Genomic DNA, 19,767 nt, shown 5'->3' with positions numbered 1-19,767 from the left:
GCTGACAGCCAAAACCCCCCAGGAGCAGAAGATCATGCGCAACACCAAGAAGGTCCTCGTCCCGCTCGCCACCCTCCTCGCCGCCGGCACCATCGCCGTGGGCTCGGGCGCCTCCTTCAACTCGACCTCGAGCAACACCATCAGCTCGGTCACCTCCGGCACCCTGACCCACACCAACTCCAAGGCCGGCCAGGCCATCTTCGCCCTCGACAACATCAAGCCCGGCGACACCGTCAACGGCACCCTGACCCTGAAGAACACCGGCTCCCTCGACGCCGACTTCGGCCTCACCGAGGTCTCCTCGACCAACACCTTCGTCGGCGACAACCTCACCCTCGTCATCACCGACGCCGCCGGCGGCGAGCCCGTCTACACCGGCACCTTCGGCGGACTCGCCGACGGCACCCGCGAGGACCTCGGCACCATCGCCGCCGACAAGAGCCGCACCTACACCTTCACGGTCGCCCTCGACCCCAACGCCGTCAACGACAACCAGGGCAAGACCGCCAACGCCGTCTACACCTGGGACTCCGTCCAGCTGGCCGCCACCACCACCAACCAGTGATCCGCGCTCCTGGGTCACCGGGTTGATAGGCGGGGCGTCCCCCGGGCGCCCCGCCACCCCCGGCCCAGGTCGCACCTCCCCCTCGGCACCGGTCACCCAGCGCCTCCCAGACTGACGACCCGGAGTCGACATGTCCCACCACCACCGCACCACGTTCTCCCACCTCGCCGCCGCCACGACCCTGGTCATGGCGGCGTTGCTGGTCCCGGCCCTCCTCACCTCGACGCCTCACGTCCCGGTCCTCGTCGTGGAGGGCGCCGCCCTGGTCGGCGGCGTCGCCGCGGCACTCGGCATCTGGGTGACCAACAGCTTCGAGTCCCGGCTCTTCGCGACGCTGGTCTCGCTCCACGTCACCACCGGCACCGTGCTCAACCTGACCGTGGGCCTGCCGGGGGCCTCAGCCCCCGCCGAGCTGACCGCCGGCCGGGCCCTGCTCCTCGCCCTGTGCCTGCTCGCCCCCGCCCTGATCGCGCTGGACGCGCGCGCCCGTCAGTCGCGGCGCCGGTCGGCGAGGCGCCCCTACGCGCTGTGACCCCCACCGCGGGACACGGTTGCCGTGTCCTGGGGTCGCCGAAGAGTTCCCACCTGGGGCCGACAGAGGGCAGAAACGTGGCCGTCCTGTGGCTCGCCGCTCCGTAGCGTTTCTTCCATCAACCCGGCCAGTCAGCACCAAGGCTGACAGCCAAAACCCCCCAGGAGCAGAAGATCATGCGCAACACCAAGAAGGTCCTCGTCCCGCTCGCCACCCTCCTCGCCGCCGGCACCATCGCCGTGGGCTCGGGCGCCTCCTTCAACTCGACCTCGAGCAACACCATCAGCTCGGTCACCTCCGGCACCCTGACCCACACCAACTCCAAGGCCGGCCAGGCCATCTTCGCCCTCGACAACATCAAGCCCGGCGACACCGTCAACGGCACCCTGACCCTGAAGAACACCGGCTCCCTCGACGCCAACTTCGGCCTCACCGAGGTCTCCTCGACCAACACCTTCGTCGCCAGCAACCTCACCCTCGTCATCACCGACGCCGCCGGCGGCGAGCCCGTCTACACCGGCACCTTCGGCGGACTCGCCGACGGCATCCGCAAGGACCTCGGCACCATCGCCGCCGACAAGAGCCGCACCTACACCTTCACCGTCGCCCTCGCCCCCAACGCCGGCAACGACAACCAGGGCAAGACCGCCAGCGCCGTCTACACCTGGGACTCCGTCCAGCTGGCCACCACCACCGGCCAGTGAGCCGCAGCCGCGCCTAGCTCGTCCGCACCAGCCCGCCACGCACCCAGCACCGCAGACCAGGAGTCCCCGTGAACAAGCTCGGCAAGGCCCTCCGCCGGCCCGTACGACTGCTCAACACGGTGCTGCTGGTCGCCGTGATGGCGGGCTGCACCGCCTACCTGGTGCCGTCGTTCTTCGGCTACGAGCGCTACATCATCACGGGCGGCTCCATGGCCGGGACCATCGAGAAGGGCTCGATCGTCTTCGAGAAGGAGGTGCCGGTCGACCAGCTCGCCGTCGGCGACGTCATCACCTACCTCCCGCCGTCCGACAGCGGGGTGACGACGCTGGTCACCCACCGCATCAGCTCCATCGGCACCGACGAGAAGGGCGTCCGGGTCTACCGCACCAAGGGCGACGCCAACCCCGACGTCGACCCCTGGAAGTTCAGCCTGCTGGCCGAGACCCAGCCGGTCGCGAGCTACGACATCCCCTACCTCGGCTACGCCTTCATCTTCCTCGCCGACCCCGACCACCGGAAGCTGGTCATCGGGGTCCCCGCCGGGATCATCGCGCTGATGGCCCTGCGCGACCTGGTCGCCGCCCTGCGCCGCAAGGACGGTCACCCGGACGACGACCGGCAGGCCGACGACCCGGAGCCGGGCGTCGAGCTCGCCGACGTCCGGTCGCTGCGCTCCGCCCCGTCGGAGCGCCTCTCCGCGTAGCAAACGGTGGAACTCCCGGGGTCGTCCTGTGGAAGAGCGGTGGTGGGTCATTCACTAGCGTGGGACCCAGCGCCAGAGACCCACCCCGCTCCGCCCCCACCAGTCCAGCCCCGAGAGGAGGACGCATGAGCAAGGCCTTCCGCCCCGTGAACCTGGTCGGTGCCCTCCTCCTGGCCGGCGTCCTCGCGATCGCCTTCCCCGGCTTCTCCGCCGCGGTGTTCTCGGCGAAGACGCAGAGCACCGCGTCGGTCTCGGCCGCCCACGACTGGACCCCGCCCACCGTCTCGCTCACCGCGCCGACCGCGCCGTTCGTCAGCGGCACCGTCCCGGTCACCGCCACCGCCGCCGACGCCCGCTCCGGGATCGCGAAGGTCACCGTCGAGCTGCTGCCCCCCGGCGGCAGCTGGACCGTGCTCTGCGCGCCCACCGCCGCGCCGTACTCCTGCTCCTGGGACACCACCTCGCGGGGCGCCGGCCAGTACTCCCTGCGCGCGCAGGCGGTCGACAAGGCCGGCTACCAGGCCACCTCGACGGTGGTGCGCACCACGGCGGACAACCTCGGTCCCACCGTCACCATGGTCGACCCGGGCGCCACCATCACCGGGGCCAGGACCTTCGCGGTCACCGGCGTCGCCGACGCCGGCTCGGGGGTCCAGGACGTGGTCATCCAGCACGCCCCCACCGGGACCCAGAGCTACCAGGACCTCTGCTCCGTCACCGCCCCCTCGTGGAGCTGCACCATCGCCTCCCCCCCGCTGGCCGACGGCCACTACGACTTCCGCGCCGTGGCCACCGACAAGGTCGGCAACTCGACCACCTCGACCCCGGTCACCAACCGGACCGTCGACGTCGGCTCACCGCTGGCCGCGGCCGACGTGCAGACGGCGAACGGCGGCGGGACCCCCGGCCAGATCGACGCCGGCGACAGCATCACCTTCACCTTCAACCGGCAGGTCGACCTCACCAGCATCTCGTCGGGGTGGAACGGCAACCCCCTCCCGGTCCAGACGCGGTTCGGCATCGGCTTCTTCACCAGCGACAAGCTCGAGGTCCTCGACGTCAAGCTCGGGGAGGTCAACCTCGCCCAGGACTACGTCTTCCTCCCCTTCACCCTGCGCTCCACCATGACCGCCAGGACCGAGCTCTCCGGTGGCAAGTACCGCACCGTGGTGACGGTGGTCTTCGAGGACTCCTCCGGCCTGGTCAGCGGGGTCGTCACCCGCAGCACGCACATGGTGTGGTCGCCCTCCAACCAGGTCCGCGACCTGCTCGGCCGCCCCTCGTCCAGCGCCTCGGTCACCGAGTCCGGCACGCCCGACCGGGAGTTCTGATGACACGACACCACCCCACCCTGGCCTCGCGGCTCGCGGCCGCGACCACCCTGCTCATCGGGCTCCTGCTGGTGCCGCCGATGCTGGCCGGCCCGAGCACCACCGTCCTCCTGCTGGAGGGCATCGGCCTCGTGGTCTCCGTCGTCGCCGCCACCGCGGTCTGGCTCACCAACTCCTTCGAGTCACGCTTCTTCGCGGCGGTGCTCTCGCTGGCGGTCCTGGGCGGGGTCGTGCTCACCCTGACCTTGGGCATGCCCGGCGCCTCCGGGCCCGAGGAGCTGAACGCCGTCCGCGTGCTGTTGGTCGCCGCGTGCGCGCTGCTCCCCGTGCTGCTCCTCGTGGACTCCCGCGTCCGCCGGGAGCGGAGACAGTCGGCGCGCCGCCCGTATCCTCTCTGACCATGCCCACCCACGTGCTCGTCGTCGAGGACGACGACAAGATCGCCGCTCCGCTGGTCCGCACCCTCGAGCGCGAGGGCTACCAGGTGGAACGGCTCGCCGAGGGGCTGCCCGCCCTGCCTCGCCTCGCCAGCGGCGAGATCGACCTCCTGCTGCTCGACCTCGGTCTCCCCGACGCCGACGGGCTCGACGTCTGCCGTCGTGCCCGCGAGGAGGGCTTCGTCGGCGGGATCATCATCCTCACCGCCCGTGACGGCGAGCTGGACCGGGTGGTCGGGCTCGACGTCGGCGCCGACGACTACCTGGCCAAGCCCTTCGGGCTGGCCGAGCTCCTCGCCCGGGCGCGCGCCCTGCTCCGTCGCAGCGGTCACGGCTCCGGCGCCCGCGCCGAGTCGCCCTCGCAGCCGGCCGCGCCGGCCACGGGCTTCCGCGTCGACGTGGCGGCCCGGCGCATCTGGATCGCCGACCACGAGCTCGCGGCCACCACCAAGGAGTTCGACGTGCTCGCGGTGCTCGACGCGACCCGCGGTGCCGTGGTGGGGCGCGAGCAGCTGATCAACGAGGTCTGGGACGCGAACTGGTTCGGCTCCACCAAGACGCTGGACGCCACCGTCGGCCGCCTGCGCCAGAAGCTCGAAGAGGCCTCGGCCCCGGTGGAGATCACCACGGTGCGCGGAGTCGGGTTCCGGCTCGAGGACCGCCCGCATGCGTGAACGGCTCATCGCCGGGTTCGTCGGCCTCGCGGTCGCGGTGGTGCTCCTCTACGGGATCCCGCGTGCCTACCTGCTGGCCGACATGGTGCGTGACCAGGAGACCCGCCTCACCACGAACTCCGCCGAGCTCTTCAGCCTGGCCATCTCGGAGCGCTCCGCCCGGGACGAGCCCACCACCGAGGAGTTCCTCGAGACCCACCGCAAGCCCGGCGTCACCGTCGAGTACGTCGACCCGGCGGGCCAGGTGCTCCGCGCGGGCCCGGCCCCGAGCGGCGACGACATCGTGGCCTCCCGGCCCGTCGCCGGGGGCGGCACCGTCACCGTCTCGGAGTCCGGGGAGCTGGTCGACGAGCGGGTCTCGGAGGCGCTGCTGCCGCTGGTGCTCATCGGGCTCGGTCTGGTCTCGGTCGCCGGGGCGGTCGGCTACTTCCTGGCCCGGCGCCTCTCCCGGCCCTTCGGGGAGCTCGCCCAGGCTGCCGAGCACCTGGGGCGCGGTCGCTTCGACGTGCACTTCCCGCACTACCGCATCCCCGAGGCGGAGGCGATCGGCGAGGCGCTGCGCCGCGGCTCCAGCCAGCTCGACGAGCTGGTCACCCGGGAGCGTGAGTTCGCCGCCAACGCCTCCCACCAGCTGCGCACCCCGATCACCGCGCTGCGCCTCCAGCTCGAGGACCTCTCCATGTGGCCGGAGACCCCGCCCCAGGTCGCCGACGAGCTGGTCAGCTACCTCTCCGAGCTCGACCGGCTCAGCGGCTCGATCACCGAGATCCTGGAGCTGGCCCGCGGGCGACGCCTGGGCGACGCCGTCGAGCTGGACCTCGACGTGCTGCTGGAGGACGTGGCGAACCGCTGGCAGCGCCAGGTGGAGGAGCACGGCCACACCCTCGTCCACGAGGAGTCCGTCCCCACCCCGGCCAAGGTGGTGCCGGGCCCGGTGATCCAGGTGCTCGACGTGCTCATCGAGAACGCGTGCTCCCACGGGCGCGGCCGGATCACGCTGAGCCTGCGCGACCGGGGCGACTTTCACCAGCTGCTGGTCTCCGACGAGGGCCCGCGGACCATCGACGACACGGTCTTCCACCGCGGCGCGACGTCGTCGCAGGCGGAGGGACGTGGCCTGGGCCTGGCGATCGCGGCGGACCTCGCCTCGTCGCTGGGCGGGCACCTCGCGCTGGTCGACCACCCCACGACCACCTTCGGCCTCGCGTTGCCGAAGAGCGCGGGCTGAGCGCGCCTAGACTCCGCGCATGCACGGCTACCAGCACGAGGACCTCTCCCCCGACGAGCTCGCACGCCGCGAGGCGCTCTACGGCCCGTTCACCCAGAGCGTGCGGGAGCTGGCCGACGCCACCCTGCGCACCACCGTCGCCGAGGACGAGCTCCGCCGCGCCCAGGCGGAGATCGAGGCGATCACCGCGCGGCTGCGCGCCAGCCAGCTGGACGGCGCGTTCGGCGTCCACTACAGCAGCGACGGCAGCACCCGCGCCTGGGGCAACGCGGTGGTGGGCCTGCGGAACCCGGTGGCTCCGCCCCTGGACTTCGTCCGCGACCCCGAGGGCCGCGCCACCTCCGACTTCGAGCTCGGGGCCGTCTACGAGGGCCCGCCCGGCCTGGTCCACGGCGGCGTCAGCGCCCTGATCCTGGACCAGGCGCTCGGGGAGGCCTGCGGAGCCGGAGGGCGGCCCGGGATGACGGGAGGCCTCACGATCCGCTACAAGCGGCCCACCCGGCTCGGCACGCTGCGCTGCGAGGCGTGGATCGCCGAGCGTGACGGCTACAAGACCGTCGCGCGCGGCACCATCGGCGACCAGGACGGTCCCACGATCGAGGCCGAGGGCGTCTTCATCGTCCCCAAGTGGGCCCGTGGCCTCTTCGACGCCGCCACCGCCGAGAAGCCCGACCGCTTCGAGTAGCCCCGCTCAGCCCGCAACCCGGCTGGGTGCCGCGGTGCCGCGCTGCCCGTCGTCGGTGAGCCGCGCCTCCTCGCGGGCCTGCTCCTCCAGCTCGCTGCGCCGTCGCTCCTCGGCGTCGCGCCGGGCGGCGTCGTACTCGCCCGGCTCGGAGACCAGCCCGGCCACCCCACCGTCGAGCCGGGAGAGCGCGGTGCGGGCGAAGATCTGCTGCTCGGTGGTGGTCCGCTCCTGGCGACCGCGGCCCACGAACGAGATGGCCCAGTGCAGCAGCGCGGTGATCCGGTTCTTGAACCCGGTGATGTAGAAGAGGTGGACGAAGAGCCACATCAGCCAGGCCGTCACCCCGGTCAGCCGGAGCCGGCCGACCATCGCGACCGCGTTGAAGCGGCTGATGATCGCCATCGACCCCTTGTCGAAGTACTTGAAGGGCCCCTGCGACGCCTTGCCGCGCAGCCGGCCGTCGATCTCCTTGGCCGCGTGCTTCGCACCCTGGATCGCCACCTGGGCGACGCCGGGCAGGTTGTCGAGGGAGATCATGTCGCCGACGACGAAGACCTCCGGGTGGCCCGGCAGCGTCAGGTCGGGGTTGACCTTGATCCGGCCGGCCCGGTCGAGCCCGGCGCCGGTCTGCTCCGAGAGCTGCTTGCCGAGGGGCGAGGCCTGCACCCCCGCGGCCCAGATCTTGGTGACCGCGTCGATCCGGTGGGTGCGACCGTCCTTGTACTTCAGCACCAGCCCGCGCTCGTCGACGTCGGTCACCATCGCGCCGAGCATCACCTCGACCCCCAGCTCCTCGAGCTCGCGGCGGGCGTTGTCGCCCAGCTTGGCGCCGAACGGCGGGAGCACCTGCGGGGCCGCGTCGACGAGGATCACCCGGGCCTGCCGGGTGTTGATCGAGCGGAAGTCCTTGCGCAGCGTGCGATGGGCCAGCTCGGCGATCTGGCCGGCCATCTCCACACCGGTCGGGCCTGCACCGACCACCACGAAGTTGAGCAGGTGGTCGACCGACTCGCCCCGCTTGGCCCCCAGCTCGGCGAGCTCGAAGGCACCGAAGATGCGGCCCCTGAGCTCGAGGGCGTCGTCGATGCTCTTCATGCCCGGGGCGTGCTCGGCGAAGTGGTCGTTGCCGAAGTAGGACTGGGCGGCGCCGGCGGCCACGATCAGCGAGTCGTAGGGGGTGACCGACGAGCGGCCGAGCACCTGGGAGGTGACCGTGCGGGCGGTCAGGTCGATCTCGGTGACCTCGCCCAGCAGCACCTGGGCGTTGCGCTGGCTGGAGAGGACCTCGCGGGTCGGCGGTGCGATCTCGCCCTCGGAGAGGATGCCGGTCGCCACCTGGTAGAGGAGGGGCTGGAAGAGGTGGTGGGTGGTCTTGGCGACCAGGGTGACCTCGACGTCGCAGCGACGCAGCGCCTTGGTCCCGAAGAGCCCGCCGAACCCGGAGCCGATCACCACGACACGGTGGCGGTGGGGGGACGCGTCCTCGGCGGACGCGTGGTCGGGGGACTCGTGGGGGGGCACGGCGTGACCTTCCTGGGGAAGAGGCGGGGCCTGGCTGGACGCGTCAGGACGGGGTAAGTACCCATTCTCCCGCGCGGGAGCGCCCACACCGAAACGTGGGACGAGTTTTCTCGCTCACAGCGGACGGGCGCCTGAGCCGTTATGTTGAAACTTGCAACACGGGGTTCACACCCCCGATGTTTGCGCGGCACGCGACACGGGTAAGCGCGCCTTGCTGGGCTACACCACCATCACCGTCTGCCACTCGAGGACCGACCACTTGCCCCTGAACAAGGATGCGTTGCCTCTCGACCCGGCACCGAGCGCCGTCGCGGACGCTCGGCGCTGGGTGCTGGGGCTGTGCAGGGAGCTGGGGCGCGACGACCTCCTCGACTGCGCCGAGCTGGGCGTCTCCGAGCTGGTGACCAACGCGATCCTGCACGGGCAGGACCCGATCAGCGTCCGGGTCCGTGGCACCCGCGACCATCCCCGCATCGAGGTCTTCGACGGGTCCAGGCGTCCACCGGTCATGGGTGCACCCTCGATGGACGACGCGGGTGACAGCGACCTCGACGAGTTCCTCACCACCTTCGGTCGCGGCCTGTCGATCGTGGCCATGTCGTCGGTGGCGTGGGGGGCCTCGATCGAGCGGGACGGCAAGGTCGTCTGGTTCGAGCCGGCCTCGAACCTCGAGGAGGCCGGTCAGCGCGAAGGCGTCATCGACATCGTCGCCGACCCCGACACCGAATGGCGCCAGCCTCCGGGGGCGGTCACCGTCCGGCTGCTCGACGTCGACCTCAAGCTGTTCCTGAGCGTGCTCACCCAGTACAACAACCTGCGCCGCGAGCTGCGCCTCCTCGCGCTCGCCCACGAGGCCGACTACCCGCTGGCCCGCGACCTCTCGCACATGTTCTCCACTTTCGAGCGGCAGTTCCCCCCCGAGATGCTCGACCGGGTCGGCCAGGCCCTGCGCACCGGCGACCGCCGGGGCGACCTCACCTTCCAGGCCTCGCCGGAGTCGGCGCAGATCTTCGGCACCATGCTGGAGATGTTCGACCTCGCCGACGCGTTCTGCCGCGCCCAGCGGCTGCTGTCCCTGGCCCGCTCCCCCGAGCAGCGCAACCTCCAGGAGTGGCTGCTCGACCAGTTCATCCAGCAGGTCCGCGGCAAGCCGCCGGTCCCGTGGACCGCCCAGAACGCCCCGGCCGCCAACAGCAACGTCTCCTGACCCGGGCGTCGCACCCTCGGCCGTCCCTGCCGCCCACGCGGGGCCACACGCCGCTCAGGCGTAGCCGAGCTCGTGCAGCCGCGCGTCGTCGATGCCGAAGTGGTGGGCCACCTCATGGACCACGGTGATCCGGATCTCCTCGACGAGCTCCTCGGCGTCGACGCACATGTCCAGCAGCGGACCGCGGAAGAGCAGGATCCGGTCGGGCAGCGCGGCGGAGTGGTTGGCTGGCCGCTCGGTCAGGGAGACCCCGTCGTAGTAGCCGAGCAGGTCGGGGTCGTCGGGGGGCGGCTCGTCCTCGACCAGCACCACCACGTTGTCGATCAGCGCGGTCAGCTCGGCTGGGATCTCGTCGAGGGCCTTCTCCACCAACGAGTCGAACACGTCACGGGAGACCTGCATGGCACCACCCTACGCGGGACGAGAAGATGCCCCGGACCATGTGGTCCGGGGCATCTGGTGGCGACCCTGACGAGACTCGAACTCGCGACCTCCGCCGTGACAGGGCGGCGCGCTAACCAACTGCGCTACAGGGCCAAGCTGTGTAGTTTTCTTTCTCCTTGCGGAGCGGGGGAAACTCTAACCCATCCCCCGGCGGGACTCACAATCGAGGCCGCCCCGGGTCTGGACCGCACCCCCAACGGGATTCGAACCCGTGCTACCGCCGTGAAAGGGCGACGTCCTAGGCCGCTAGACGATGGGGGCCAGCGTGCGCACGCCATCCTAGGGCGCCGCGCGTGGCGCACCCAAATGTCGCCCCCCTGGTGTGCCCCCGCGGCCACCGACTGTTGTAGGCTTCCCTGCGCTTGGGCAGGTAGCTCAGTTGGTACGAGCGTCCGCCTGAAAAGTGGAAGGTCGGCGGTTCGACCCCGCCCCTGCCCACAAGCAAGCGAAGCGCCCGGTTCACGTCCCGAACCGGGCGCTTCGCCGTGGTGGCCCCGGGACCGGCGCCGGGTGGCTGCGATGATGTGCGCGTGCTGCCGCCCCTGGAGATCGCCGCGCGCCAGCGGCCCTTCGCCCTCGTCTCGCCCGCCACCGCGACCACGCTCCCGGTGGACGGCACCTCCTCGTGGTTCGCCGCGCCGCGTCCGGCGCCGTACGCCGCACTCGTGGCCGAGCTCGGCGAGCCGGCCGGCCCCGGGCCCGCCGGGCCGCCGGCCGGGAGCGCCGGTCGGGCCGGTGACCGCGACCGGGTGGAGCTGACCCTCGGCTCCGGACAGACCCGGCTGCGCGGCTGGTACGTCCCCGGGACCGGCGCCGTCGGCCTGGACGTCGTCGACACGGCACTGCGCTCGAGCACCCACCGCAGCCGCCGGCACGGCCGGGCCCAGGGGCGGCCCTCGGCCCTGGCGCTCACCCTGACCGGCCTCCACCTGACCCTGCTGTGCCGCGAGGACGGCCGCTGGAACGCACGCGGCCGGGTCGACCTCGCCGGTCGCCTCGACACCCACGACGAGGACTGGCTCGCCGGGATCCACCTGGGCCACCGCTCCGACAGCGCCCTGGTCACCAGCCTGGAGAGCGGCGGGTTCGGCCACCTCGGGCTGCGCGACGTGCGGGTGGTCACCGAGGCCGACGGCAGCCCGGTGCGCCACCGGGGCGACTGGCTGCTGACCGCGACCTCGGCCGGGCCCGGCTTCTTCGACACCGCCCACACCAGCGTGTGGCGCCTGGCCCCCGACTCCTCGCAGCTGACCCACAGCGCCGACCTCTACTTCCGGCGCCCGGACCGGCCGGGGGTCTACGGCGACCACGCCGTCCACCTGCTCCGCGACGACGACCGGTGGCTGGTCGCCACCAGCACCTGGGGCGACTTCGACCGGGTGCGGAACCCGGCGGTGCGCTGCACCCTGGCCGAGACCGACGCCGGGGTGATCGCCGGCGAGCACGTCCTGGACACCCGCGAGCTCCCGCTGCCCACCGACGGCCTGACCTCGGTCGGGGTGTGGGACCCCCACCTGCTGCGCGACGGCGACACCTGGCTCGTCGGCTTCGCCAGCGCCCGGCGGTTCTTCCGTTTCCACCCGTGCCTGGCCACGGGCCCCTCGCTGGAGCGGCTCTCCCTGCGGGCCGCCGCCACCGGTCGGCGGGCCACCGAGGGGGTGACCCTGCTGCGCCTCGACGGCGCCGAGGGGCCGGTCCGGGTGCTGGCCAGCGACGGCCGCGACAACCGGCGCGAGCACCGGGCCCGCTTCCCCGTCTTCGACCTCGACCTGCGCGAGGTCGGCGAGCTCGACGCGCCCTACCCGACCAACCTGCCGTGGCCCACCCTGCTGCCCGGCGGGCAGGGCTGGCGGATGGTGACCTTCAACGGCCGGGGGGCGGGCGGCCAGCTGCTCGGCTACGGCACGCACGGCGACGTGGTCCTGATGGCGCAGACCGGCGCGGGGAGCACCCCGTGTGACCCCGCGGCGGAGCCGCACTAGGCTTCGTGAGGCAGGCCACACACCCCGTGGCCGACCACCCAGCGCCACACCACCGATGTGGCCGCGACGAACCGGCCCTGCCGGAGGAAGCGGGATCTCCCGTGACCAGTCCCTCGATCAGCCCCGACTCCCCCACCACGCCGGGGACGTCCGCGCCCGGCGGCGTCGACGTCTTCGCCGAGGGCTCGCACGAGCAGGTGGTCTTCTGCCACGACCCGGCCTCCGGGCTGCGCGCGGTGATCGCCCTCCACTCCACCGCGCTGGGCCCGGGCCTGGGCGGCACCCGCTTCCACCCCTACGCCTCGACCGACGACGCGGTCCGCGACGTGCTGGCCCTCTCCCGGGGGATGTCCTACAAGAACGCGCTGGCCGGCCTCGACCTCGGCGGCGGCAAGGCCGTGATCATCGGCGACCCCCGCACCGACAAGTCCGAGGCGCTGCTGCGAGCCTACGGCCGCTTCGTGCAGTCGCTGCACGGCCGCTACCTCACCGCCTGCGACGTGGGCACCACCTCCGAGGACATGGACCACATCGCCCGGGAGTGCGACTTCGTCACCGGCCGCACCGTCGCCCACGGCGGCGCCGGCGACTCCTCGGTGCTCACCGCCTACGGCGTCTTCCAGGGCATGCGGGCCAGCGCCGAGCACGTGTGGGGCTCGACCTCGCTGGCCGGCCGTACGGTCGGCGTCGCCGGGGTGGGCAAGGTCGGGCGCCACCTCGTGGCCCACCTGCTCGAGGACGGGGCCGACGTCGTGGTGACCGACGTGTGGGCCCCGGCGATCGACCGGATCCGCCAGGAGCACCCGACCGTGCGGGTGGTGGCCTCGACCGAGGCCCTGGTCGTCGAGGAGCTCGACGTCTACGCCCCGTGCGCGCTCGGCGGCGCGCTCGACGACACGGTGGTCGAGGCGCTGAGCGCGCGCGTGGTCTGCGGCGCCGCCAACAACCAGCTCGCCCACCCGGGGGTGGAGAAGACGCTCCAGGAGCGCGGGATCCTCTACGCCCCCGACTACTGCGTCAACTCCGGCGGCGTGATCCAGGTCGCCGACGAGCTCGAGGGGTTCTCCTTCGAACGCGCCGAGCAGCGCGCAGCCGGCATCTTCGACACCACCCGCTCGGTCTTCGAGCTGGCCGCGCGCGACGGCGTGCCGCCGGCGGTCGCCGCGGACCGGCTGGCCGAACGGCGCATGCGCGACGTCGGCCGCCTGCGCGGCATCCACCTGCCCTGAGAGTCCGTCCTGAGAGCCGGTCCTCAGACCTGCCGTGACCGGCGGATCAGGGAGAACCCGGTGGCCGCGGTGGCCGCGGCGGCCTCAGTCGCGCCGCGGCGGATCCGCGTAGTCGGACCAGTCGTCGAGATAGTCCACCTCCGCGTCGTCCGCGGTGGCGGTAGTACTGCTGTCCGGTTCGCCATGCAGCTCCTTGGCCAGCGCCCCGAAGTCCGTCTCGTGAGTACGGTACTTCAGGTCGCGGGCGACCTTCGTCTGCTTGGCCTTCGCTCGGCCGCGCCCCATAGGGTCCGACCCCCTCGCACGCTTGGCCGGGGCTCTTGGCCCATAGGCCGCGGCGCCCGGTCTCTTGACTGGATACTCGTGGGGATCACGCTACCCGGTGGTGGGGCGTTCTCGCACACCCGGCCCGGCGTTTGGGCGCTCGGAGACCGCGGCGTTCGCTCGCAGCGCAATCCGCGAGCGCCTTCTCACCAGCCCGGGTGCTGCCCCTCCATCAGGACGCGCCCCGCCTCGCCGCTGCCCTGGGCGTCCCGGACGTCGCCGGCGACCCAGGCGCGCATCCCGTGCCGGCCGAGGGTCGCCACGGCGGTGTCCACGTCGTCGGGGTGCACCAGCGCGATCATCCCGACCCCGCAGTTGAGCGTCGCCTCCAGGTCGGGCTGGGAGATCCCGCCGACCCGGCGGACCAGGTCGAAGACCGGCTGGGGCGTCCACGTCGACCGGTCGACCCGGGCGGCCAGCTCCTCGGGCAGCACCCGCTCCAGGTTGGCCGCGAGCCCACCGCCCGTCACGTGGGACATCGCGTGGGTGCGGGTGACGTCGGCCAGTTCGAGGCAGGCCTTGGCATAGATCCGGGTCGGGGTGAGCAGCTCCTCGCCCAGGGTGCCCCCCAGCTCGGGGACCTCCCGGTCCAGCGCCCAGCGGGCACCGCCGTCGGCGGGGTCGCCGAGCAGCACGTGGCGCACCAGCGAGTAGCCGTTGGAGTGGAGCCCGGAGGCCTCGATGGCGACCACCACGTCGCCCGGCCGGACCCGGCCCGGGCCGAGCAGCCGGTCCGCCTCCACCACGCCGGTGGTCGCCCCCGCCACGTCGTACTCGTCGGGGGCCAGCAGCCCGGGGTGCTCGGCCGTCTCGCCGCCGATCAGCGCGCAGCCGGCCTCCACGCACGCCTCGGCGATGCCCTTGACGATCGCCGCGATCCGCTCCGGCACCACCCGGCCGGTCGCGATGTAGTCGGTCATGAAGAGCGGCTCGGCGCCGCAGACGACCAGGTCGTCGACGACCATCCCGACCAGGTCGTAGCCGATGGTGTCGTGGACGTCCATGGCCTGCGCGATCGCCACCTTGGTGCCGACCCCGTCGGTGGAGGTGGCCAGCAGCGGCCGGGTGTAGCGGGTCAGCGCCGAGGCGTCGAAGAGCCCGGCGAAGCCACCCAGCCCGCCGATCATCTCGGGTCGTCGGGCCTTCTCCACCCAGGTCTTCATCAGGTCGATCGCCCGGTCGGCCGCCTCGATGGAGACGCCGGCGGCGGCGTAGGCGTTCTGCCCGGGGGTGGGCTGGGCGTCGGTCACGGCGTACTCCTGGCGGACGGGGCTGGGCTGAGGAGGGGGCTCGGTGTCACGGGCGGCGCAGGGCGTCGGCCGCGCCGGCGCCGCTCAGCGACGCGGCGAGGCCGTCGACGTCGGTCGGGCCGGCGACCGCGAAGCCGCCGCAGGCGTCCCCCGTCTTCTCCAGCACGCCCTTGCCGCGCAGCGTCGGGTCGGGCAGCGCGATCGGGTAGTGACCGTCGAAGCACGCCCGGCACAGGTCGTCCTTGGGCACCGTGGTGGCCTCGACGAGCGTGTCGAGGCCGATGAAGCCCAGGGAGTCGGCGTCGATGGAGCGCTGGATCTCCTCGGTGGTCAACCCGTTGGCGATCAGCTCGGCGCGGCTGGCGAAGTCGATCCCGTAGAAGCAGGGCCACTTCACCGGCGGGGAGGAGATCCGCACGTGGACCTCCCGGGCGCCCGCCTCCCGCAGCATCCGGATCAGGGCCCGCTGGGTGTTGCCGCGGACGATGGAGTCGTCGACGACGACCAGGCGCTTGCCCTCGATGACGTCGCGCAGCGGGTTGAGCTTGAGGCGGATGCCGAGCTGGCGGATGGTCTGCGAGGGCTGGATGAACGTGCGCCCGACGTAGGAGTTCTTGACCAGGCCGACGCCGTACGGGATGCCGGACTCCTCGGCGTACCCGATGGCGGCCGGGGTGCCCGACTCGGGCACCGGCATCACCAGGTCGGCCTCGGCCGGGAACTCCCGGGCCAGCCGCCGGCCGATGTCGACCCGCACGCTGTGCACCCGCTGGTCGTTCATCAGGGTGTCGGGACGCGCCAGGTAGACGAACTCGAAGAGGCAGTGCTTGGGGGCGGCCTCGGCGAACCTGCGGGTGCGCAGCCCACCCTCGTCGACGGCGATCAGCTCGCCCGGCTCGACCTCGCGGATGAAGGAGGCGCCCACGATGTCGAGGGCGGCGGTCTCCGAGGCGACCACCCAGCCGCGCTCCAGCCGGCCCAGCACCAGCGGCCGCACCCCCTGGGGGTCGCGGGCGGCGTAGAGGGTGTGCTCGTCCATCCAGACGAAGGAGAAGGCGCCCTTGACCTGGGGCAGCAGCTCCATCGCCCGCTCCTCGACGGTGGAGTCGGGGTGGTGCGCCAACAGGGCGGTGACCACGCTGGTGTCGTTGGTCGAGACCGGGACCCGCACGTCGAGGAGCCCCTCGAGCTCGCCGGCGGTGACCATCTCGGCGAGCTCGGCGGTGTTGATCAGGTTGCCGTTGTGGGCCAGCGCGATCGAGCCGCTCTCCGTGGGGTGGAAGGTCGGCTGCGCGTTGTGCCAGGTGCTGGCGCCGGTGGTGGAGTAGCGCGCGTGGCCGATGGCCAGGTGGCCGCGCAGGGACTCCAGCGTCGACTCGTCGAAGACCTGGGAGACCAGCCCCATGTCCTTGTAGACGAGGATCTGGCGACCGTTGCTCACCGCGATGCCGGCCGACTCCTGGCCGCGGTGCTGCAGGGCGTAGATGCCGAAGTAGGTGAGCTTGGCGACGTCCTCACCGGGGGCCCAGACGCCGAAGACGCCGCACGCGTCCTGGGGGCCCAGCTCCTGGGGGTCGAGGGCCTGGGAGAGACGACCGTCCCCACCCTTGCGCGTGCTGCTGGACTGGGCCACGGGTCCAGTGTACGGCGGAACGCGGGTGTCGCATGACACAGCCGAATATCGCGATCACGGGGTTGAGAACCCGTTCCGATGGGCACACGTGCGGCGGCGGCGTCAATGTTCGTAATCGGCCGCCCGCTCTCGGGAAGCGCCCTTACTATTCAGTAGGGCATTATCGCAAGAGCCGTACTGCGGCGTTGAGACCGGGAGAACCATCCGCATGAGCGAGACACACGCTGAGGCCGTGTTCGTCGACGCCCTGCACAACATCGCCGTCGGCGTCACCGAGGTGGTCGGCTTCGAGGTCGCCGCCATCAGCGTGGCGCGCGAGGACCGGACCCTGGAGATGGTGGCCGTCGCGGGCAGCATCGAGGCACGCGAGCAGCTGCTCGGCCACCGCACCCCGATCGACGAGATCGAGCTCGAGCTGGCGACCTCGGAGGAGTGGGGTGCGCTGCGCTTCGTCCCGCAGGAGCGGATGAGCCTCGACATCGAGACGCTCGGCTGGGTGCCGGACCTGGAGATCCCCAAGGACCCGGACATGTGGCACCCCCTCGACCTGCTGATGGCGCCCATCTACGACGACGAGGGCGTCCTGCGCGGCCTGCTCTCCGTCGACCTGCCGCTCGACCGCCGCCGTCCCGGCCCCGAGAAGCGCGAGGAGCTGCGCCGCTACGCCGAGCAGACCCGCCGCGCCGTCCTGACCGCCTTCGAGCGCGCCGAGCTCGCCGAGCAGGTGCGGCTGGCCGACGCGGCCCGGATGATCGTGCGGGAGGTGAGCTCGGAGCTCTCCATGGACCGGATCATCGAGGTCTCCCAGCCCGCCCTGACCACCGCCTTCAACTCCTTCGGCATGTGGATCCAGACCTTCGACGAGGACGGCGAGGGCAGCGGCGCGGTCTACGCCTCCAACGGCGCCGAGATCCGGCTCGAGGACGAGCTCAAGGAGATCGCCCGCGCGTCGGCGCGGATGCTGTGGAAGATCCAGGACGTCGTGGTGCTCAACGACGTCATCCCCGCGCTGGGGGTGATGTCGCCGGAGCAGGAGCAGCACATCACCGAGTTCATGAGGACCATCGACGTCACCTCGATGCTCTTCGTGCCGCTGGGCGCGGGCCCGGAGTGCCTGGGCAACCTGGTGCTGACCCGGCGCGGCGGCCGGCTGGACTGGTCGCCGATCGAGAAGCAGGCCGCCCTCGACATCGGTCACGACCTGGGCCGCGCCCTGCTCAACGCGCGCACCTTCGAGCGCGAGCGGCGCCTGATCGACGAGCTCCGCGAGCTCAACGGCTACAAGAGCCGGCTGATCGCCACGATCGCCCACGAGCTGAAGAACCCGCTGACCTCGATCCTGGGCCACGTGGAGATGCTGGAGTCCGTACCGGGGCTGGTCGGCAACGTGCGTGGCTCCATCTCCTCGATGGAGCGCGGGGCGGTGCGGATGCAGCGCCTCATCGACGACCTGCTGGTGCTCGCCCGGGTCGGCGACCCGCACGTGGAGTTCAAGCCGGTGCCGGTCAACGTCACCGACATCGTGCACGACGTGCTCGACCTGCTCCGGGTGACGCTGGAGCGCAAGGAGCTCAAGGTCGTCGTCGAGGCGCCGCGGGAGCCGGTGCTGGCGCTGGCCGAGGAGTCGGGCCTGGACCGGATCTGCGCCAACCTGATCAGCAACGCCGCCAAGTACACCCCCGAGGGCGGCACCGTGACCGTCTCGCTCGAGGCCAAGCGGCGCATCGTCGAGCTGAAGGTCTCCGACACCGGGCTCGGCATCTCCCCCGAGGACCAGGAGAAGCTCTTCCAGGAGTTCTTCCGCTCCACCAACCCGACCGCCGTCGCCCAGCCGGGCACCGGCCTGGGCCTGACCATCGTGCAGCGGATCGTCGAGCGGCACCGCGGCCGGATCACCTTCGAGTCGACCCTGGGCGAGGGCACCACCTTCACCGTCACCCTGCCGCTGGCCCGCTGAAGCGGGCGACCCTCAGCCGGCGAGCTCGGCGAGCTTGGCGAGCATCAGCGCCTCGGCCAGCACCACTCGCTCGAACTCGGCCAGGTGCAGGCCCTCGTTGGCGCCGTGCGCCCGGGTGTCGGGGTCCTCGACGCCGGTGACCAGCACGCTGGCCTGCGGGAAGGTCTCGAGGAACTCCGCGATGAAGGGGATCGAGCCGCCCACGCCCATGTCGACCGGGGCCGTGCCGTCCCAGGCCTCGGTGAAGGCGGCGCGGGCCGCGTCGTAGGCCGGGCCGGTGGCGTCGATCTGGGTCGCCTCGCCGGTGTCGACGACGGTGACGGTGAGCTCCGCACCCCAGGGCAGGTGCCGCTCCAGGTGGGCACGCAGGCACTGCGCCGCGTTGGCGGTGGTGTCGCCGGGGGCGATGCGCATGCTGACCATCGCCCGGGCGGCGGGCACCAGGGTGTTGGAGGCGCCCTCGACCCGGGGAGCGTCCAGGCCGGTGATGCTCAGCGCCGGCTTGGTCCACAGGCGCTCCACCGCGGAGCCGGAGCCGATCCACCCGAGGCCGGGGACGGCCCCGGACTCGGCGCGCAGCCGCTCCTCGGGATAGTCCACGTCGGCGGCGGGCCCGGAGTGGAGGCCCTCGACGGCCAGGTTGCCCTGGTCGTCGTGGAGGCTGGCGATCAGCCGGGAGAGGGTCATCAGCGAGTCGGGGACCAACCCGCCCCACATGCCGGAGTGGACCGCGTGCGTCAGGGTGCGGACCTCGACGGTGGCGCGGACCAGGCCGCGCAGGCTGGTGGTCAGCGCCGGGACGCCGATGTCCCAGTTGCCGGAGTCGGCGATCACGATCACGTCGGCGGCCAGCTCGTCGGCGTGCTGGCGCAGCAGCGGCACCAGGGTCTCGGAGCCGACCTCCTCCTCGCCCTCGATGAAGACGACGACGTTGACCGGGAGGTCGTCGCCGAAGATCCGCAGGGCGGCCAGGTGGGCGACGATGCCGGCCTTGTCGTCGGCCGCTCCGCGACCGTAGAGGCGGCCGTCGCGCTCGGTCGGCTCCCACGGCGGGGAGTCCCAGTCGGCGTGGTCGTTCTCGGGCTGCACGTCGTGGTGGGCGTAGAGCAGCACGGTCGGCGCGCCCTCGGGCCCGGACTTGTGCGCGATCACCGCCGGAGCGCCGTCGTCGCCGTAGCGGGTGACCCGGGCGGTGCAGCCCTCGGCCTCGAAGAGGGCGCGGACGGCCTCCGCGCTCCGCTCGACCTCGCCGGCCCGCTCCGGGTCGGCACTGACCGACTGGATCCGGACCAGGTCCTCCAGGTCGCGGCGGATGCCGGGGAGGACCTGCTGGACCTTGTCACGCAGCTGAGCAGTCATG

Annotated in this window: 19 protein-coding genes and 3 tRNA genes; 14 read left to right on the top strand and 8 right to left on the bottom strand. The window is 72.2% G+C overall.

Going from position 1 to position 19,767, the window contains the following annotated elements; all coding sequences use genetic code 11:
• Positions 1 to 34: 34 nt before the first annotated feature.
• The 9 genes from AC4BGE_RS11970 (at position 35) to AC4BGE_RS11930 (ending at position 6,860) form a co-directional block, all read left to right on the top strand.
• Complete coding sequence (locus tag AC4BGE_RS11970) at positions 35 to 565, top strand: TasA family protein (protein ID WP_490575412.1); 531 nt, start codon at positions 35 to 37, stop codon at positions 563 to 565.
• Between the two features lie 130 nt (positions 566 to 695).
• The gene (locus AC4BGE_RS11965; RefSeq protein WP_490575411.1) at positions 696 to 1,097 is read left to right on the top strand and encodes a hypothetical protein; all 402 of its coding nucleotides are present in this window, start codon (positions 696 to 698) and stop codon (positions 1,095 to 1,097) included.
• Positions 1,098 to 1,273: 176 nt separating this feature from the next.
• Positions 1,274 to 1,801 (top strand): TasA family protein, encoded by a 528-nt coding sequence (locus AC4BGE_RS11960; RefSeq protein WP_490575410.1) that lies wholly within the window; start codon positions 1,274 to 1,276, stop codon positions 1,799 to 1,801.
• A 68-nt stretch (positions 1,802 to 1,869) separates the two neighbouring features.
• On the top strand, positions 1,870 to 2,505 hold the full coding sequence (locus AC4BGE_RS11955) for a signal peptidase I (protein WP_490570665.1): 636 nt from the start codon (positions 1,870 to 1,872) through the stop codon (positions 2,503 to 2,505).
• Between the two features lie 125 nt (positions 2,506 to 2,630).
• On the top strand, positions 2,631 to 3,836 hold the full coding sequence (locus AC4BGE_RS11950) for an Ig-like domain-containing protein (RefSeq protein WP_490570666.1): 1,206 nt from the start codon (positions 2,631 to 2,633) through the stop codon (positions 3,834 to 3,836).
• Positions 3,836 to 4,234 (top strand): hypothetical protein, encoded by a 399-nt coding sequence (locus AC4BGE_RS11945; protein ID WP_490570667.1) that lies wholly within the window; start codon positions 3,836 to 3,838, stop codon positions 4,232 to 4,234. Before AC4BGE_RS11950 ends, AC4BGE_RS11945 begins: the two co-directional genes overlap by 1 nt.
• Before the next feature lie 2 nt (positions 4,235 to 4,236).
• A complete protein-coding gene (locus AC4BGE_RS11940) occupies positions 4,237 to 4,947 on the top strand; it encodes a response regulator (RefSeq protein WP_490575409.1) in 711 nt (236 codons plus the stop codon).
• Positions 4,940 to 6,175, top strand: a complete 1,236-nt coding sequence (locus AC4BGE_RS11935) for an ATP-binding protein (protein WP_490575408.1) — start codon at positions 4,940 to 4,942, stop codon at positions 6,173 to 6,175. Before AC4BGE_RS11940 ends, AC4BGE_RS11935 begins: the two co-directional genes overlap by 8 nt.
• Positions 6,176 to 6,194: 19 nt before the next feature.
• On the top strand, positions 6,195 to 6,860 hold the full coding sequence (locus AC4BGE_RS11930) for a PaaI family thioesterase (protein WP_490570670.1): 666 nt from the start codon (positions 6,195 to 6,197) through the stop codon (positions 6,858 to 6,860).
• 6 nt (positions 6,861 to 6,866) lie between these two features.
• Here the strand turns inward: AC4BGE_RS11930 and AC4BGE_RS11925 are convergent, their stop codons facing one another.
• Positions 6,867 to 8,381: an NAD(P)/FAD-dependent oxidoreductase gene (locus AC4BGE_RS11925; protein WP_490575407.1), complete on the bottom strand. Its 1,515-nt coding sequence runs from the start codon at positions 8,379 to 8,381 to the stop codon at positions 6,867 to 6,869.
• A gap of 259 nt (positions 8,382 to 8,640) precedes the next feature.
• Here AC4BGE_RS11925 and AC4BGE_RS11920 point away from each other — a divergent pair, with 259 nt between their 5' ends.
• The gene (locus tag AC4BGE_RS11920; RefSeq protein WP_490575406.1) at positions 8,641 to 9,588 is read left to right on the top strand and encodes an ATP-binding protein; all 948 of its coding nucleotides are present in this window, start codon (positions 8,641 to 8,643) and stop codon (positions 9,586 to 9,588) included.
• A 54-nt stretch (positions 9,589 to 9,642) separates the two neighbouring features.
• Here the strand turns inward: AC4BGE_RS11920 and AC4BGE_RS11915 are convergent, their stop codons facing one another.
• From AC4BGE_RS11915 to AC4BGE_RS11905, 3 genes are all read right to left on the bottom strand, one after another.
• Positions 9,643 to 9,990, bottom strand: a complete 348-nt coding sequence (locus AC4BGE_RS11915) for a metallopeptidase family protein (protein WP_490575405.1) — start codon at positions 9,988 to 9,990, stop codon at positions 9,643 to 9,645.
• A 58-nt stretch (positions 9,991 to 10,048) separates the two neighbouring features.
• Positions 10,049 to 10,125, bottom strand: a tRNA-Asp gene (locus tag AC4BGE_RS11910).
• A gap of 95 nt (positions 10,126 to 10,220) precedes the next feature.
• A tRNA-Glu gene (locus AC4BGE_RS11905) sits at positions 10,221 to 10,293 on the bottom strand.
• Between the two features lie 103 nt (positions 10,294 to 10,396).
• Here AC4BGE_RS11905 and AC4BGE_RS11900 point away from each other — a divergent pair.
• The 3 genes from AC4BGE_RS11900 (at position 10,397) to AC4BGE_RS11890 (ending at position 13,243) form a co-directional block, all read left to right on the top strand.
• Positions 10,397 to 10,470, top strand: a tRNA-Phe gene (locus AC4BGE_RS11900).
• A gap of 92 nt (positions 10,471 to 10,562) precedes the next feature.
• Positions 10,563 to 12,014, top strand: a complete 1,452-nt coding sequence (locus tag AC4BGE_RS11895; RefSeq protein WP_490575404.1) for a hypothetical protein — start codon at positions 10,563 to 10,565, stop codon at positions 12,012 to 12,014.
• Between the two features lie 101 nt (positions 12,015 to 12,115).
• Positions 12,116 to 13,243: a Glu/Leu/Phe/Val dehydrogenase dimerization domain-containing protein gene (locus tag AC4BGE_RS11890; protein ID WP_490575403.1), complete on the top strand. Its 1,128-nt coding sequence runs from the start codon at positions 12,116 to 12,118 to the stop codon at positions 13,241 to 13,243.
• A gap of 84 nt (positions 13,244 to 13,327) precedes the next feature.
• Here AC4BGE_RS11890 and AC4BGE_RS11885 read toward each other — a convergent pair whose 3' ends face one another.
• The 3 genes from AC4BGE_RS11885 to purF all read right to left on the bottom strand — a co-directional run bounded on the left by AC4BGE_RS11885 (position 13,328) and on the right by purF (position 16,450).
• Positions 13,328 to 13,528, bottom strand: a complete 201-nt coding sequence (locus AC4BGE_RS11885; RefSeq protein WP_490575402.1) for a DUF3073 domain-containing protein — start codon at positions 13,526 to 13,528, stop codon at positions 13,328 to 13,330.
• Between the two features lie 185 nt (positions 13,529 to 13,713).
• Positions 13,714 to 14,817 (bottom strand): phosphoribosylformylglycinamidine cyclo-ligase, encoded by a 1,104-nt coding sequence (gene purM / locus AC4BGE_RS11880; RefSeq protein WP_490575401.1) that lies wholly within the window; start codon positions 14,815 to 14,817, stop codon positions 13,714 to 13,716.
• Positions 14,818 to 14,863: 46 nt separating this feature from the next.
• Positions 14,864 to 16,450 (bottom strand): amidophosphoribosyltransferase, encoded by a 1,587-nt coding sequence (gene purF, locus AC4BGE_RS11875; protein WP_490575400.1) that lies wholly within the window; start codon positions 16,448 to 16,450, stop codon positions 14,864 to 14,866.
• Positions 16,451 to 16,658: 208 nt separating this feature from the next.
• On the opposite strand from purF, the gene AC4BGE_RS11870 reads away from it, so the two are divergent.
• The gene (locus tag AC4BGE_RS11870) at positions 16,659 to 18,407 is read left to right on the top strand and encodes a sensor histidine kinase (protein WP_490570679.1); all 1,749 of its coding nucleotides are present in this window, start codon (positions 16,659 to 16,661) and stop codon (positions 18,405 to 18,407) included.
• Between the two features lie 12 nt (positions 18,408 to 18,419).
• Here the strand turns inward: AC4BGE_RS11870 and AC4BGE_RS11865 are convergent, their stop codons facing one another.
• Positions 18,420 to 19,766, bottom strand: coding sequence for a dipeptidase (locus AC4BGE_RS11865; protein WP_490570680.1), 1,347 nt, complete (start codon positions 19,764 to 19,766; stop codon positions 18,420 to 18,422).
• Position 19,767 lies beyond the last annotated feature (1 nt).

The sequence above is a fragment of the Nocardioides sp. Z50_6 genome, assembly GCF_058215755.1.
Note: the sequence above shows the minus strand (reverse complement) of the source record. Positions and strands in the feature narration are given on the sequence as shown.

Coding starts and splice junctions, on each gene's coding strand:
- AC4BGE_RS11945 (WP_490570667.1), top strand. CDS start 3,836: ATGACACGACACCACCCCACCCTGGCCTCGCGGCTCGCGGCCGCGACC.
- AC4BGE_RS11970 (WP_490575412.1), top strand. CDS start 35: ATGCGCAACACCAAGAAGGTCCTCGTCCCGCTCGCCACCCTCCTCGCC.
- AC4BGE_RS11930 (WP_490570670.1), top strand. CDS start 6,195: ATGCACGGCTACCAGCACGAGGACCTCTCCCCCGACGAGCTCGCACGC.
- AC4BGE_RS11915 (WP_490575405.1), bottom strand. CDS start 9,990: ATGCAGGTCTCCCGTGACGTGTTCGACTCGTTGGTGGAGAAGGCCCTC.
- AC4BGE_RS11950 (WP_490570666.1), top strand. CDS start 2,631: ATGAGCAAGGCCTTCCGCCCCGTGAACCTGGTCGGTGCCCTCCTCCTG.
- AC4BGE_RS11885 (WP_490575402.1), bottom strand. CDS start 13,528: ATGGGGCGCGGCCGAGCGAAGGCCAAGCAGACGAAGGTCGCCCGCGAC.
- AC4BGE_RS11865 (WP_490570680.1), bottom strand. CDS start 19,766: ATGACTGCTCAGCTGCGTGACAAGGTCCAGCAGGTCCTCCCCGGCATC.
- AC4BGE_RS11935 (WP_490575408.1), top strand. CDS start 4,940: ATGCGTGAACGGCTCATCGCCGGGTTCGTCGGCCTCGCGGTCGCGGTG.
- AC4BGE_RS11940 (WP_490575409.1), top strand. CDS start 4,237: ATGCCCACCCACGTGCTCGTCGTCGAGGACGACGACAAGATCGCCGCT.
- AC4BGE_RS11965 (WP_490575411.1), top strand. CDS start 696: ATGTCCCACCACCACCGCACCACGTTCTCCCACCTCGCCGCCGCCACG.
- AC4BGE_RS11960 (WP_490575410.1), top strand. CDS start 1,274: ATGCGCAACACCAAGAAGGTCCTCGTCCCGCTCGCCACCCTCCTCGCC.
- AC4BGE_RS11870 (WP_490570679.1), top strand. CDS start 16,659: ATGAGCGAGACACACGCTGAGGCCGTGTTCGTCGACGCCCTGCACAAC.